9 protein-coding genes, 1 tRNA gene and 1 other RNA gene are annotated in these 15967 nt (G+C 71.4%); 6 read left to right on the top strand and 5 right to left on the bottom strand.

The window, feature by feature from the left end; translation table 11 throughout:
• Positions 1-183 precede the first annotated feature (183 nt).
• From OG787_RS25290 to OG787_RS25305, 4 genes are all read right to left on the bottom strand, one after another.
• Positions 184-981: a class I SAM-dependent methyltransferase gene (locus OG787_RS25290; RefSeq protein ID WP_369028956.1), complete on the bottom strand. Its 798-nt coding sequence runs from the start codon at positions 979-981 to the stop codon at positions 184-186.
• A gap of 137 nt (positions 982-1118) precedes the next feature.
• On the bottom strand, positions 1119-2090 hold the full coding sequence (locus OG787_RS25295) for a transporter (protein ID WP_405536466.1): 972 nt from the start codon (positions 2088-2090) through the stop codon (positions 1119-1121).
• Positions 2087-3001 (bottom strand): ATP-binding cassette domain-containing protein, encoded by a 915-nt coding sequence (locus OG787_RS25300; protein ID WP_405536467.1) that lies wholly within the window; start codon positions 2999-3001, stop codon positions 2087-2089. The genes OG787_RS25295 and OG787_RS25300 overlap by 4 nt, the downstream gene beginning before the upstream one ends.
• Positions 2998-3414, bottom strand: coding sequence for a GntR family transcriptional regulator (locus OG787_RS25305; protein WP_369028953.1), 417 nt, complete (start codon positions 3412-3414; stop codon positions 2998-3000). Before OG787_RS25305 ends, OG787_RS25300 begins: the two co-directional genes overlap by 4 nt.
• A gap of 57 nt (positions 3415-3471) precedes the next feature.
• On the opposite strand from OG787_RS25305, the gene OG787_RS25310 reads away from it, so the two are divergent.
• From OG787_RS25310 to OG787_RS25320, 3 genes are all read left to right on the top strand, one after another.
• Positions 3472-5100 (top strand): glycosyltransferase family 39 protein, encoded by a 1629-nt coding sequence (locus OG787_RS25310; protein ID WP_405536468.1) that lies wholly within the window; start codon positions 3472-3474, stop codon positions 5098-5100.
• Between the two features lie 301 nt (positions 5101-5401).
• On the top strand, positions 5402-7909 hold the full coding sequence (locus OG787_RS25315; protein WP_405536469.1) for a SpoIIE family protein phosphatase: 2508 nt from the start codon (positions 5402-5404) through the stop codon (positions 7907-7909).
• Between the two features lie 376 nt (positions 7910-8285).
• Complete coding sequence (locus tag OG787_RS25320) at positions 8286-11156, top strand: SpoIIE family protein phosphatase (protein ID WP_369028950.1); 2871 nt, start codon at positions 8286-8288, stop codon at positions 11154-11156.
• Positions 11157-11291: 135 nt separating this feature from the next.
• Here the strand turns inward: OG787_RS25320 and OG787_RS25325 are convergent.
• Positions 11292-11379 (bottom strand) — tRNA-Ser (locus OG787_RS25325).
• A 73-nt stretch (positions 11380-11452) separates the two neighbouring features.
• On the opposite strand from OG787_RS25325, the gene ffs reads away from it, so the two are divergent.
• The 3 genes from ffs (at position 11453) to purD (ending at position 15894) form a co-directional block, all read left to right on the top strand.
• An RNA gene (ffs, locus tag OG787_RS25330) (signal recognition particle sRNA small type) lies at positions 11453-11549 on the top strand.
• 357 nt (positions 11550-11906) lie between these two features.
• Positions 11907-14213 (top strand): DNA polymerase III subunit gamma and tau, encoded by a 2307-nt coding sequence (locus tag OG787_RS25335; RefSeq protein WP_405536470.1) that lies wholly within the window; start codon positions 11907-11909, stop codon positions 14211-14213.
• Between the two features lie 427 nt (positions 14214-14640).
• A complete protein-coding gene (gene purD / locus OG787_RS25340) occupies positions 14641-15894 on the top strand; it encodes a phosphoribosylamine--glycine ligase (protein ID WP_405536471.1) in 1254 nt (417 codons plus the stop codon).
• The last annotated feature ends 73 nt before the right edge of the window (positions 15895-15967 follow it).

The following is a 15967-nucleotide window of genomic DNA, read 5'->3' on the forward strand; positions in this document are numbered from 1 at the left end:
CCGGGTGCGGTCGGCGGAGCCGGTGGTGGGGTGGGGGGCGGGGGCAGCACTTCTTCTTCGTCTTCCACCGCTGCGGCGGGGTCCACTCGCCCCGGTGCGACTGACAGCAGGGGCAGCCGATCATCGCCGGATCGCGGCAGCGCCCACCGGTCGTGGCCGATGACATTCACCTGCCGCACACCTCTAACCCAGCGGAGCGCGACTCACCCGTATCTTCGACTGCCCGTGCGGGCGTTCCTCCCAGTCCTGCATGAAGCGGGCCTCCAGGCCGTGGCGGCGGGCCATGGTGAGGAGGGTTCCGGTGCGGTAGTAGAAGTCCTCGCGCAGGACCTGGTGTTCGGTGCCCTCGGTGCGGTCGAAGGTGAAGTCGAAGAAGCCGGTGTCGGTCAGTACCCGGCCGACATGGCTCAGGCACTCCTCGATGACCTCCGGCGGTGAGTGCGAGAAGACGCTGTGCGCGTGGACGACGTCGAAGTGGTCGCTGGGCAGGAAGTCCAGGGTGAGATCGCCGGTGATGGTGAGGTGCGGCAGCTTGTCCTGGAGGCCGCGCTCCGTGAGCGTCTTCTTCGCGGCGACCAGGATGTCGGGCGAGATGTCGATGCCGTAGTAGTGCCCGGTGTCGAGGTGCTCGATGAAGCGCCAGCCGCCGCGCAGGTTGCCGCAGCCTATGTCGAGCATGCGGTTCTCGGGGCGCAGCCCGTGCTCGACGAGGTAGTCGAACTGCATCTGCCCGAGCGCCAGCCAGCGGTCATGGGTCCGGCTGCCGACCGCGGCCTCCGGACTGCGGGCCGTGTCGGCGGCCATCACGGCCCGGTAGTAGCCGACGTGGTCGGGGTGCTTCAGCCGCAGCCAGGCGTCCCGGCCCGCGCGGCGCAGGTACGGGGCGACCCGGCCGGGGTTGCGCAGGGCGTAGCCGACCTTGTGGGTGAGGGCGGCGCGGTTGCTGCGGATCTTCTTCGGCGACTTGGTGTCGGCGGGCATGGTGATGCGACCTCCGTCGTACAAGGAGCTTCGTACCGAGGGCCTTCGTACAAGGGTCGGCCCAGGGTGTGGGGATGACAACCGGGGGGCGGGGTGGTACCCCGGGGTATGGCCTGGTGGCAGGGCCGCCGACGAGGTCAGACGCGTCGGCGCAGCAGCAGCACCGTGGCCGCCGTGAGCAGGAGCGCGAGGCCGCCGAGGACGGCGGTGTCGGTCCACTGGAAGGCCCAGTAGTCGCCGGCGGGATTCGCCTCGTAGAAGCGGGAGACGTACCCGCCCTCGGCCATGCACCGTCTCAGCTCGGCGCCGGACGGGTAGGGGCAGCTCAGGACGTCGTCGCGGCGCCCGGAGGCGGTGATCAGGCCGTAGTGACCGGCCGACCACTTGTCGCCCATGGGCTCCTTGGGAGCACTTCCGGCGCTGATGTAGGTGCGCGACGGGACCAGCAGACGGGTCCGGTGCGCCCACTCCAGCAGGAGCGTCATCCCTCCGGTCACCAGGAGCGTCAGGCTCATCGCCGCCAGGACACGGCGGGCCAGCAGCCCCAGCAGGGTGCCGGCCGCCAGGCCGAACAGGGCGGCGGCGACGACGCGCGGGCCCGAGCCGCCGAGCACTGTGTTCTCGTACCAGAAGAGGCCGTAGCTGCGGTCGGCGGCCGGTCGCCACCACCACGCGAACACCCCCGCGAGCAGCCCGGAGAGCACCACCGTGCTCACCGCGGCGAGAGCGAACCGCGAGGTGAACCACTGGCCGCGGCTAACCCCCTGTACGAGAACCGTGCGATGCGTGCCCAGCTCCCGGTCGCGGCCCAGCAACGGGGCACCCCAGAAGACGCCGATCAGGACGGGCAGGGCGAGGTTCAGCACGCCGAGGTAGCGGAGCGGCTCGATGTCCAGCAGCAGGGGCAGCCCGGTACCGGATCCCGTGCAGGACAGCGGCCCGGGGTCGCAGTGGTCGAACAGCCCGCTGCGCAGGTCGCCCAGGATGCCCGCACGGGAGTACGCGGCGACCGCACCGACGACGACCAGGACGGCCGCACCGACACCGACGAGCACACGCTGCTGCCGCCAGGCGAGCCAGAGGGAGCCGTTCCAAAGGGAGTTGTTCATGCGGCGGCCTCCGTCTGCGCGGCGGGCGTGGGGAGCACGGGGTCGTTCGCCCGGAGCCGCCCGACCAGGATGTCCTCCAACTTGGGCCGCTCCACATGCCAGTCGCCGCGCAGCGGACCGCGTCGCCGGATCAGCGCGGTCATCTGCCGCCCCGTGACCCTGAGTTGTACGACGGTGTGTCCTCCGGCGGACAGGGTGTCGGCCTGGTCGGCGTGCCCGGTCACCAGGACATGGCTCTCGCGCAGCGCGTTCGCGTCCTCGCTCAACTCGACCCGGCCGCCCCGCAGCAGCAGCACCCAGTCGCAGGTCTGCTCCAGCTCGGGCAGGACGTGCGACGCCAGCACGATGCTCGTGCCGTACTCGGCGGCCTCGGTCATCAGCGCCGCCATGATCTCGCCGCGCGCCACGGGGTCGAGGTCGGCCATCGGCTCGTCGAGCAGCAGCAGTTCGGGCCGCTTGCCGAGCGCGAGGGCGAGCGCGACCCGGGTCCGCTGCCCGGGGGACAGCTCACCGACCCGGACGGTGAGCGGGATGCCGCCCTCACCGACGGTCCGCTCGGCGGCGCCCATGTCCCACTCGACGTTCAGCTTCTCGCCCATCCGCAGGGTGTCCGCCACGGTGAAACGCGAGTAGAGCGCCTTCTCCTGGGTCAGCAGCGCGACCTTGGCCCGCGCCTCGCGCGTACCCGGTACGGCGTCCAGCACCCGTATCTCCCCGTCCCCGGCCCGCAACAGCCCACCGGCCAGCTGCAACAGGGTGCTCTTCCCGGCGCCGTTGCGCCCGACGAGGGCGGTGATCCGACCGCCGGGCACGGTGAACTCGCAGTCCCGCAGGGCCCATTCACCCCGCGCCCGATACCGGAACCCGAGCCCCGTGGCGCGCAGCGCGGCGGGAGAGTCGCCCCCGGTCATACGTTCTCCTCGATGATCTCTTGTCTGTCATGGGCGTCCAGGGCGGCGGTGACCATGGCCAGGACGTCGGCGCGTTCGAGCCCCGCGGCCCGCGCCCGTGAGGTCCACTCGGCCAGGTCGGCACGGAGCGGGGAGTCGTCCTCCGCACCGGGCCGGGCGAGCGACCGCGTCACGAACGTGCCCAGCCCGCGCCGCAGTTCGACCAGGCCGGCCTGCTCCATGTCGCGATAGGCGCGGAGCACGGTGTTGGGGTTGATGGCGGTCGCCGCCACCACCTCCCTGGCCGTGGGCAACTTGTCCCCGACCTTCAACGTGCCCATCCGCAGCGCCCGTTCGGTCTGCTCGACGATCTGCACATAGGCCGGGACACCGCTGCCACGGTCGATCCGGAACTCGACCACGTCACCTTCCATGCTTGAACCATGCTTGTATTAATTCATTAATGGAAGCATGCTGGAGGTACGGCAGGGATGTCAACCAGAACCACCACCCGCGCGTCCCTGGCCATAGCCGTCGCCCTGACCCTGGCCGCCGTGGCCCAGCAGTTACTGCTGGTCGCGGGCCTGGGCGCCCTGCTCCCCGGCTGGCAGCCCTGGCCCTTCCTGCTGGCAGCGGCCCCCGCCTGGTGGCTGGCACGCCCACTGTGGGCACACGCGAACCTCCCCCACCCCACCGCACGGGCGATACGCGCACTGCACCGCATACCGCCCCCGGTATACCTGGCGACCGTTCTGGCACTGGCGACCGCGGCCTGGGCGGTCCTCCAGCAGCACGAGCCGTATCTGGGACACGAGGAGGCGGTGTACGCCAACAAGGCCCGCGCCTGGGCCGACGGCACCCCCGACGCGGGCTGGGGCGAGTACCGCCCGCCCGGACTTCCGGCCCTCGGCCGCCTCGCCCTCGCCCTCCACAACGACGTGGGCAGCCTGCGTACGACGGCGCTCCTGCTCACTCTCTTCACCCTGACGGCGACCTACCTGACCGCGGCCCGCTGGACGACACCCCGCCGAGCGGTGGTCGTGACCCTCCTCCTGCTCTCGGGCCTCGGATTCCTGCGCCGCGTACCGCAGTTCCTCAACGACATAGGCGCCACAGGCCTGTTGCTGATCGTCGTCTTCCTCCTGACCCGGGCCCAGGAGGTACGCCGCTCCCGCGCCCTGCCCCTCGCGGCGGCCGTGGCGGTGGCCGCCTTCTACCTCCGCTACGGCAGCACGGGCAACCTCCTGGCGATCGCGCTGGCCGCGCTGTTCGCGTACGGCCCGCGCGCCTGGCTGGCCCAGGGCCGCCGACTGGCCGCCGCGCTGGCCGTCCTCACCCTCGGCCTGCTGCCCCACTTCGTCCACGCCACACAGGTCACCGGCTCACCGTTCGGCCTGATCCTGTGGGCGGGCGCCCAGGCCAACCGCGTCTACGTGGGCGACGGCCTCGTCTACTACCTGGCGATCTTCCCGTACCGCCTGGCCGGAGACCTGGGAGCGGTGGTGATGACGGCGGGCCTGCTCCTGGCGGCAGGCGCCCTGCGTACGCGAAAGGACTCCGCGCGCGGCGCCCGCCGGGTCTTCCTGGCCTCGACGGCGGTCCTGATCCTCGTCGTCCTGGGCCTGGCGACGGACGGCGAACCGCGCTTCGTCTACCTCTCGGTCGTCCTGCTCACGATCCTGGGCGTGGAGGCGGTGGCGGAGCGGACAGGACCCTGGAGAAAGGGCGCGCTGACCGCCGTAGCGGCCCTGGCGGCCCTGACCACCGCCGGTACGGCCCAGGTCGTGGCCCACGGAGCGATGCCCGCCCCGACCGACCTGGCCCGCTCGACGGTCCCGGTCGCCGAAGCCCTGACCTCGAACTCCCCCTGCCTCCTGGTCACCGGCTACGAACCGGAGGCGGGCTGGTACTCGGGCTGCGACGCGGTCACATACGCCCAGTACGCCCGTACGCCCCCACCCCCGAACACCCGGGTCACCCTGCTCCTCTTCGACCACGGCCGCCTACAGCCGAACCCGGCCGCCCTGTCCCGCCTGATCGGCGACCGCGCGACGCGGGTGCGCACGATCCCGACGGAGGGGGCGCTGGGCACGGCGAGGGCGATCAGCCTGATGCCCTGACTCCCTTCGAGGACTGCTCTGACGCACTGCTCTCATGGACTGCTGGGGGCTGCCTGAGCAGCGGACGTCGTCCCGTACATCCGGCCGATCGCGGGGTCGACGTGGAAGACCGTGTTGGATCCTCGTCTCCTTGAGTATCCGACTGCGTGATACCGCATATTCCGGCGTGACCCTGGAGGGTCGAAGCGTGATAATTCAGACATGTAATCCGTTTGTCTGAGTGTCTGAGTCCGGGGGCGCCCCCGGACGAGGGGCGGCGGAGATCTCCGCGAGGGCCGGACGGGCAACCATGGAGGGACGTATGTCGACCGACAGGGTGCCGGGGTCGTCCGCATACATCTCCGACGAGGCGCTCAACGCGAATGTCACCATCGACGAGCACGGCACCGTGACCGGGTGGAACGCGGGGGCCGAGGAACTGTTGGGGTACTCGTCCACCCAGATCGTGGGAGAGCCGGCGGCCGGCCTGCTGGCCGAAGAGATCGACAAGCGGGAGCTGCGGTCCCTCGCGCAGCTGCCCAGGTGGACGCGGCGGATCGCCCTCCGGCACCGCGTCGGCCGCAGCCTGGACGCCAAGGTCCTGGCGCACAAGAGAGCGCCGGACGGCGGGCAGCTCGAATGGTTCCTGGTCTCCGCGCTGCGGGGGTCGCGGCCCGAGCCCGACGACGACACGCTCGTGAGCTGGCACCACGAGCAGGTCGCGGGCTGCTACATGTCGCTGTACGACACCAGGCTGCGCCTGCTCCGGGCGAACGAGGCCCAGCTTCGCGTCTTCGGCCTCACGGAGGACGACGTGCGAGGGCTGCGGCCCATGGAGTTCCTTGACCATCCTGAGATGGAAAGGGTGGAGCGGTCCATGCTGCTGGCGCTGGAGAGCGGTGAACAGCAGGCCATGGACGCCTACGGGAGGGCCCTCGGTGAGAGCCGTGAACACGCCTGGTCGTTCTTCGTCACGCCGTTGAAGGACGAGGACGGCCGTGTGCATGGCCTGGGTCTGGCCGTTCATGACATAACCGAGCAGTACTGGGCCCGTAAGCGACTGAAGTTGCTCGCGGATGCCAGTACGCGTATCGGCAGCACCCTCGACGTGACGCGGACGGCTCAGGAACTGGCGGACGTGGCCGTCCCGGAATTCGCCGACTTCGTCAGCGTGGACCTGCTCCCGTCCCTCGACCTCGCGCACGAGCCTCCCCCGGAAACCGGCACCCCGCACGGCCCCGTCTCACTGCGGCGCGTCGCCCACCGGTCCACGACCCCGGGAACCCCCGAGGCGGTCGTCGCCCCGGGCGAGGTGGACAGCTATCCGGAGGGCTCCCCGCCGGTGGAGAGCCTCAGGTCGGGACAGGCCCTGCTGCACCACGCCACCGACCCGGCGATCATCGAATGGACGGCCGTGGCCCGGTCCCGGGCCGCCCGGATCCGCGACTTCGGCATCCACTCCGCGATCACTGTGCCCCTGACCGCTCGCGGGGCCACCCTGGGCGTCGTCGTCTTCGTCCGCCACCAGCATCCCGAGGTGTTCCGCGAGGACGACCTGGTGCTGGCCGAGGAACTGGCCGCCAGAGCGGCCGTCTGCATCGACAACGCCCGGCGCTACACCCGCGAACGCGCCACCGCGGTCACCCTTCAGCGCAACCTGCTGCCCCAGGCCCTGCCCGCGCAGACCGCGGTTGAGGTCGCGTCCCGCTACTTGCCGGCCGGCGCACGGGCCGGAGTGGGAGGGGACTGGTTCGACGTCATCCCGCTGTCCGGCGCCAGGGTGGGACTCGTCGTCGGCGATGTCGTCGGCCACGGCATCCACGCCTCCGCAACCATGGGACGGCTGCGCACCGCTGTGCTCACCCTCGCCGACATCGACCTGCCTCCCGAAGAACTGCTCACCCACCTCGACGACCTCGTCGCCCGCCTGTCCAACGAAGTCAAAGACGCCCCGCAGCCGGACCCCGGGGCGCCCACCACAGGAGATGTCGTCGCGACCTGTCTGTACGCCGTGTACGACCCGGTGTCGCGCCGCTGCACCATCGCCCTGGCCGGACACCCGGCACCCGTCCTGGTCACCCCCGACGGCACCGCGAAACCGCTCGACCTCCCCGTCGGCCCCCCACTCGGACTGGGCGGACTGCCCTTCGAAGCGACCGACATCGACCTACCTGAGGGCAGCCTCCTGGCCCTCTACACCGACGGGCTCATCGAATCCCGCGAACGCGACATCGGCAGCGCCCTGTCCCTGCTCTGCCAGACCCTTGCCCAACCGTCCGCCCCCCTGGACGCCCTGTGCGACGCGGTTCTGGCCGCCCTGTTGCCCGGCCGCCCGTCCGACGACATCGCCCTGCTCATCGCCCGCACCAACGCGCTGAACACCGACCGGACCACCACCTGGGACATACCCGCAGACCCCGCCGCCGTCGCCCAAGCCCGAAAGGACGCCACGGCCCAACTGGAGGCCTGGGGACTGGACGACGCCGGATTCGTCACCGAACTGGTCGTCAGCGAACTCGTCACCAACGCCATCCGCTACGCCGAACCACCCATACAGCTGCGCCTGATCCACGACCGAAACCTCATCTGCGAAGTCTCCGACGCCAGTGCCACCGCCCCCCACATGCGCCGCACCCGCACCTTCGACGAAGGCGGCCGCGGCCTGCTCCTGGTCGCCCAGCTCACAGCGGCCTGGGGCACCCGCCAAACGACCCAGGGCAAAACCATCTGGGCCGAACAGACCCTCCCGGTGAATCCGACGGGCAATCTCGACTCATATGAGGGGCTCGGGGAGCAGGTGGGCTCCCAGGTGGCTCCCAGCGGGGGATGACGTCGATCTGGACAGCGAGGCCTGAGCCCGAACACGGACTATCACGGCTGGAAGCCGCGGCTACCAGGACAACGAGGCCCGCCGACACGCTTTCCAACTGTTCGTCCGGGGTTTCTGTGGCGTACGGGGACGTTCTGACCCGCGGAGCACTCGGTGCCGGTGGGGTTTCTGAACGGTGCTGTACGTCGGTGAACGCAACCAGAACTGCAACCGCAGGAGGCCGGCCCCTGCTTGGCCACCGGCCACCGGCCGCCGATCACCGGGCCGTCGGCTCGGCGGCGAGGACGGGGGAGGAGGTCCTGTCGTATTGACCAGTGCGTTATTCACGGTAAGTGATGATTTTTTCAGTAATGTAGATTTTCTGTAGATTAAGGTCATGAAGAGGCGGCTGAACATACTCGGCGCCGTCGACGACGGCTTGCCGTTGACCGAGGCCCTGCGTCTCGCTCTGGAGCACGCCGTGGCCGAGCTCGGCGGGGTGGGCGGCATGATTCATGTGCGTCGGCTCGGCGGGCTGCGCGGCCTGCGCCTGGTGGCGAGCAGCAACCTGCCGCCGGCGCTGACCGGCCCCTGGGAGCGCATCGCGGACGACGGGGACTGGCCCCCGGCCCACGCCACGCGGGAAGAGGCCCGTGTCTGGCTGCCCGCACTCCCGCTCGACGGACCCGGCCTCGGGACCGCCGACGGCACGGCTTCCGCAGGCGGGGCGGCCGCCGTCCCTGTGTCCGGCCCGGACGGCCCGCTGGGCGCGCTCACCGTCCTGACCGCCACGACCCGCGAGCCCGACCCCGAGCAGTGGGCCTTCCTCGACGCTGTCGCCGCCTGGGCCGCCTCGCGGATGAGTCGCCCTCTGACGCCCGCAGCTCCGTCACCGCAGGATCAACCGGTCGCCGGGGGAGGACTGCGGCAGGCGCTCAAGGCCGTACGCGTCGGCTCCTGGGAGTGGCGCATGGGCACCGGAGAGCTGGTCCTGGACGAGTCGGCCATGACCGTGCTCGGCATCGATCCGGAGACGTACGACCGGCGGACGGAAACCTGGCTGGGCCTCATCCACCCGGACGACGTTCCCTTGGTGACGACAGGGGTCGACAAGGCGATGCGCGACCGGAGCCTGTACGGCACCGAGTACCGGGTGAACCGCCCGGACGGCACGACCGGCTGGGTGCAGGTGCGCGGCCGGGTGAAAGTGGACGACGCGGATCGGCCGGTCGGCATGGTCGGTACGGTCTGGGACACCACGGAGTCCCGAAGTGCTCACGACGCGATCAGCCGCGCCCTGCGTGACATGAGCGACGGCTTTCTCGCCCTGGACCAGCAGTGGCGGATCACTTTCGTCAACGCGGAGGCGGAGCGGGTCCTCGGCTGCGGCCAGGAGCTGATCGGCCGCACGGCGTGGGAACTCTCCGACGCCCTCCAGCTCCCCGGTCTCCGGGCGCTCTGCGAGGAGACGGCCGCCCGGTCCACGCCCACCGGCCTGGATGTCCTGGCCGGGGGAACCGGGCGCTGGTACCACATGCGGCTGGTCCCTCTCCCCGACGGCCTGGCCTTCTACTTCACCGACGTCCACGACAGGCGGATGCGGGACACCGAGCGCGAGGAGGCCGCGCGCGCCGAGGTCGAGCGGGCCGCCCGTATCGCGGAGCTGACGGCCGCGCTCGCCAGCGCGACCGGCTCGGCGGGCGTGGTGGACGCCGTGGCCCGGCACGTACTGCCGCCGTTCGGTGCGGCAGGGCTGGTCATACAGGCCATCGAGAACGACCGGACGCATGTCGTCGGCAGCCTCGGCTATCCCCGGGAATTCCTCGACCTGCTCGACAACCGCCCCCTCTCGGAGCACAGCGCGGTGATGGACGCCCTGCGCATCCGCACCCCGCAGTTCATCTCCTCTCCGGAGGAGTACGTCGCGCGCTACCCCCCGTTGGCCGACCATCCTGAGGCGGGAGGCAAGAAGGCCTGGGCGTTCCTGCCGCTGATCGCTTCGGATCACCCGATCGGGGTGTGCGTGATCTCCTTCGACCGGCCGCGCCGCCTCACCGGCGAGGAGCGCACGCTCCTGGTCGCGATCAGCGGCTTCGTCGCCCAGGCGCTGGAACGTGCCCGGCTCTTCGACGCCGAGCACACCCGAGCCCAGGAACTCCAGCGTGGCCTGCTGCCACAGGCGCTGCCGTCGCTGCCCGCCTGCACCGCCGCCGCCCGCTATCTGCCGGCCGGCCAGGGCATGGACGTGGGTGGCGACTGGTACGACATCATCCCGCTCTCCGGCGAGCGGGTCGCTCTCGTCATCGGCGACGTGATGGGCCACGGCCTGCCGGAGGCAGCCACCATGGGACGGCTGCGCACCGCCGTACACACCCTCGCCGAGCTGGACCTGCCCCCGGACGAGATCCTCGCCCACCTCAACGACATCGTCTCCGGCCTCGGCGACGACTCGTACGCCACCTGCCTGTACGCGGTCTACGACCCCACCACCGCCATCTGCGCCTTCGCCCGCGCCGGGCACCCGCCGCCCGCCGTCGTCCTCCCCGACGGCACCGTCGACTTCCCCGATGCGGCTCCGGATCCCCCACTGGGCGCCGCCGACCCGCCCTTCGAGAATGTCGAACTCGCGCTCCCGGACAACAGCCTCCTCGTCCTCTACACCGACGGGCTCATCGAGTCCGCCAGCCGCGACATCGACGTCGGCATGGCCCGTCTCGCCCGGCTGCTCGCCGAGGACCACGACAGCGATCTCGACGTCCTCTGCGACACGCTGACCGCCGGCCTTCTCCCGGCCCAGCAACAGTCCGCGGACGACGCGGCCCTGCTGGCCGTCCGCGTACACATGCTTCCCTCCGAGGCGATCGCCGCCTGGCCGCTGCCCATGCTGCCTCAGGCCGCGGGCGAGGCGCGCAAGCTCGTCCGTGAGCAACTCTCGCAATGGCGCCTGGACGACCTGGCAATGACCACGGAACTGCTGGTCAGCGAATTGGTGGGCAACGTCGTGCGATACGCCAAGGGCCCGGTGCTGCTCCGCCTGCTACGCAGCCGCACCTTGGTCTGCGAGGTTTCGGACGGCAGCCTCACCACCCCCCGGATCCGCCGGGCGTCCGAGACGGACGAGGGCGGCCGGGGCCTGCAACTGGTCGCGGCCCTGTCGCAGCGGTGGGGTGCGCGGTACACCGCGACGGGCAAGTGCATCTGGACAGAGCAGGCACTGACCGGCCCCGAGTCGCCGGACGTCCTGCTGTCCGTCCTGGAAGCGGCATGAAAGCCGCTCACCTGAGACCGTCGCCGAGGGCCGTCGGTTCGTCGAGCAAGCGGCGGTCGGTCAACGGAGACGGACAACGACGAAGGGCCCCACCGCGAACGGTGGGGCCCTTCGACATCGTGCCCGGTGAGGCACTGGCGGAGGATACGAGATTCGAACTCGTGAGGGGTTGCCCCCAACACGCTTTCCAAGCGTGCGCCCTAGGCCACTAGGCGAATCCTCCGCCGGGAACATTACATGACCTGAGGGGGTGCTTGCGAACTCGTTCGGGCCCCCTGCGATCAGGTACGCTGGGCCTCAGCCCCTCACGCGGCGCTATCTGACTGAACTCCCCCAGGGCCGGAAGGCAGCAAGGGTAGGTTGGCTCTGGCGGGTGCGTGGGGGGTCTTCTGTTTGGGCGGGGTCGCCACGGCTGCCGGGGGACCCCGGCCAGGTCGCCCGGCCAGTTCCAGTTGGTGCCCAGGGTGCCCAGGCTGCCCGCGGCGCCCGCGCGGATGGGGTCGCGACCAGGGCCACCGCGTACGTCAGGAGTGCCGGGCCCAGTGCCGTCAGTGTATGGGCGGTGTGCGTTCCCGGGGAGGGCTCGGGGGACTGCCTTCAAAGGGGAAGATCTGGGGACTCTTCGCCGTCAAAAGGCACAGTGAAGGACGCAGTGGCGAAGGGCGAGTGAGCGCTGGGATGCCCAGGTAGGTACGGGGTGAGACGGGCGGGCGGGGCCGACTGTCAGTGGGGGCCGATATCGTCGTATGCGTGTCGTCCCTTGCGCTGTACCGCCGCTATCGCCCGGAGTCGTTCGCCGAGGTCATCGGGCAGGAGCATGTAACCGACCCGTTGCAGCAGGCGCTGCGGAACAACCGGGTCAATCACGCGTACCTGTTCAGCGGGCCGCGCGGCTGCGGCAAGACGACCAGCGCGCGCATCCTGGCGCGCTGCCTGAACTGCGCGCAGGGGCCCACGCCGACGCCCTGCGGCGAGTGCCAGTCCTGCCAGGACCTGGCGCGCAACGGCCCGGGGTCGATCGACGTCATCGAGATCGACGCCGCGTCGCACGGTGGTGTGGACGACGCCCGTGACCTGCGCGAAAAGGCCTTCTTCGGCCCGGCGAGCAGCCGCTACAAGATCTACATCATCGACGAGGCCCACATGGTCACGTCGGCCGGTTTCAACGCGCTGCTCAAGGTCGTCGAGGAGCCACCGGAGCACCTCAAGTTCATCTTCGCGACCACGGAACCCGAGAAGGTCATCGGGACGATCCGCTCCCGGACCCACCACTACCCCTTCCGGCTGGTCCCGCCGGGCACGCTCCGCGACTACCTCGGCGAGGTCTGCGGCCAGGAGAACATCCCGGTCGCCGACGGCGTACTCCCGCTGGTCGTCCGCTCCGGAGCGGGGTCCGTACGAGACTCCATGTCCGTCATGGACCAGCTGCTGGCCGGCGCCGGTGCCGAGGGCGTGACCTACGCCATGGCCACCTCCCTGCTCGGCTACACGGATGGCTCGCTGCTCGACTCCGTGGTCGAGGCGTTCGCCTCCGGGGACGGCGCGGCGGCCTTCGAGGTCGTCGACCGCATCATCGAGGGCGGCAACGACCCGCGCCGCTTCGTCGCCGACCTGCTCGAACGCCTGCGCGACCTGGTGATCCTCGCCGCCGTGCCCGACGCGGCGGAGAAGGGGCTCATCGACGCCCCTGTGGACGTGGTCGAGCGTATGCAGGCCCAGGCCGGCGTCTTCGGCGCCGCCGAACTCAGCCGCGCCGCCGACCTCGTCAACGACGGCCTCACCGAGATGCGCGGCGCGACCTCGCCCCGGCTCCAGCTGGAACTGATCTGCGCGCGCGTGCTGCTGCCGGCCGCGTACGGCGACGAACGCTCGGTCATGGCCCGCCTCGACAAGCTGGAGCGGGGCATCAACTTCTCCGGCGGTCCGGCTGCGGGCACGGGCGGGGCAGGCATCCCCATGGGGTACGTGCCGGGGCCGGGCGCGCATGGCGTGCCCGCCGCGCACGAGGGCGCGGTGCCTGGTGGTGCCGGTGGCGTTGTCGGTGGTGCGGTGGGTGCGCCGGGCTTGCCTCCTGCCGCGTCGGGTGCACCTGGCGTGCCGGGTGTGCCCGGTGGCGGTGGCATGTCCGGTACGGCGGACGCGGTCGGCGCGCCTGCTCCGCCCCCCCAGCCCCAGCCTCAGGTCGCGGCCCTGGCCGCACCCGCCCCGGCTCCGGCCGCTCCCGGTGCCTGGCCCACCGCGACGAGCGCGGGCAGTGGGCGGCGCCCCGGTGGCTGGCCCACAGCCACCCCTGCGGGCACCGGACAGCCCCCGGCGCCCGCCGCAGCCGCTCCGCCATCGGCACCGGCCTACGCCCAGCCCCAGTCCCAGCCTCCCCAGGCTCAGGCGCCCGCCGCGCCGGCCGGTGTCCCCGTGCCCGGCGGCCTCGACCCCCGCATGCTCTGGCCGAACATCCTGGAGTCGGTGAAGAACCGCCGCCGGTTCACCTGGATCCTGCTCAGCCAGAACGCCCAGGTCAGCGGGTTCGACGGCACCACACTCCAGCTCGGCTTCATGAACGCGGGCGCGCGGGACAACTTCTCCAGCAGCGGCAGCGAGGAAGTGCTGAAGCAGGCGCTGTTGGAGCAGTTCAACGTCCAGTGGCGGATCGAGGCGGTCGTCGACCCGACGGGCGGCGGTGGTGGTGGTCAGGCGGCTCCGGCGCCCGGTGGCTACGGCGGAGGGGCTGCGCCTGGCGGTTACGGCGGAGGGGGCGGTGGAGGTGGCTACGGCGGCGGTGGCGGAGGTGGTTACGGCGGCGCCGCGTCGACGCCCGCCCCCCAGCAGCAGCCGGCGCCCTCGTCTCCGGCGCCCGCGCAGGCCCCGGCACCCCGGCCCCAGGCCTCCGCGCCGGCATCGGCAGCGCGGCCCTCGGCTCCGGAACCCCCGCCGATCGCCCCGGAGGACGATGTCCCCGAGGACGACGATCCCGACCTCGACGAGTCCGCGCTTTCCGGGCACGAGATGATCGTGCGGGAGTTGGGGGCGACGGTGCTGGAGGAGTTCTCGAACGAGTAGGCGGGCGGGTGTGCTGGGCCGGGTTTTCCCGCCCCCGCCGCCCCTACCCGTTCCCATCCCTGGGGGCTGTGCCCCCAGACCCCCCTTTGTCGCGCTGAACGCGCTCGTCCTCAAACGCCGGACGGGCTGGAGGGGGGTGGCGGCCGTCGGGTGGGTGGGAAGTCGCGCTGAACGGCCTCGTCCTCAAACGCCGGACGGGCTGGGGGTGCCCGGGCCGGTGCTGAAGTGCGGCGGGGCGGGTGGGCGGGGAAAAGGGGTGGGCTGAGGCGGTTGTCCTCGAACGCCGACCTCAGGCACCCATCCAGCCCGTCCGGCGTTTGAGGACGAGGCCGTTCAGGCCGACAGCGGGGGTCTGGGGGCGCAGTCCCCAGTGACGTCCGCACCAGTGCCGGGAGCCGTCTCATCCCGGACCACTAAACTGACCCGCGTGAACGTCCTCCTCATCGGTAATGGCGCCCGCGAACACGCCCTGTGCCGCTCCCTGTCCCTCGACCCCGACGTCACCGCGCTCTACTGCGCCCCCGGCAACGCCGGCATCGCCGAGGTCGCCGAGCTGCGTCAGGTCGACCCCCTCGATGGCACGGCCGTGGCCGCGCTGGCCGTGGAGCTCGGCGCCGACCTGGTCGTCGTAGGACCGGAGGCGCCGCTCGTCGCCGGGGTCGCCGACGCCGTACGAGGCGCGGGCATCCCCGTCTTCGGCCCCTCCGGGGAGGCCGCGCAGCTGGAGGGCTCCAAGGCCTTCGCGAAGGACGTCATGGCGGGAGCCGGCGTCCCCACGGCCCGCTCGTACGTCTGCACGACGCCGGACGAGGTGGATGAAGCCCTCGACGCCTTCGGTGCCCCGTACGTCGTGAAGGACGACGGACTCGCGGCCGGCAAGGGCGTGGTCGTCACCGACGACCTCGAAGCCGCCGCCGCCCACGCGAACTCCTGCGACCGTGTCGTCATCGAGGAGTTCCTCGACGGCCCCGAGGTCTCCCTCTTCGCCATCACCGACGGCGAGACGGTCCTCCCGCTCCAGCCCGCTCAGGACTTCAAGCGCGCGCTGGACGACGACGAGGGCCCGAACACGGGCGGCATGGGCGCCTACTCGCCGCTCCCCTGGGCCGACCCGAAGCTGGTCGAGGAAGTCCTCCAGACGGTCCTCCAGCCGACGGTCGACGAACTGCGCCGCCGCGGCACCCCCTTCTCCGGCCTCCTCTACGCCGGCCTCGCGATCACCTCGCGCGGCGTCCGCGTGATCGAGTTCAACGCCCGCTTCGGCGACCCCGAGACCCAGGTGGTCCTGGCCCGCCTGAAGACCCCGCTGGCGGGCATCCTCCTCGCTGCCGCCAACGGCACCCTCGCCGACCTGGAGCCCCTGCGCTGGAGCGACGACGCGGCGGTCACCGTGGTCATCGCCTCGCACAACTACCCCGGCACCCCGCGCACCGGTGACCCGATCACCGGCCTCCCCGACGTGGCCGCCGAGGACGCCCCGCACGCGTACGTCCTGCACGCGGGCACGAAGCGCGACGGCGACGCGGTCGTGAGCGCGGGCGGCCGGGTGCTCTCCGTGACGGCGACCGGCAAGAACCTGAGCCAGGCCCGCGACCGCGCGTACACGGCCCTCGGCCGCATCCACCTGGACGGCTCCCAGCACCGCACGGACATCGCGGCGAAGGCGGCGTCGGGCGAGTAACCGTACAGTCACCGATGAACCCCTCGGGCTCCGAATCCGTCTAAGGATGCGGGGCCCGAGAGTCGTTTGACGG

It is taken from the genome of Streptomyces sp. NBC_00075 (genome assembly GCF_045041225.1).
GTDB lineage: Bacteria > Actinomycetota > Actinomycetes > Streptomycetales > Streptomycetaceae > Streptomyces > Streptomyces adonidis.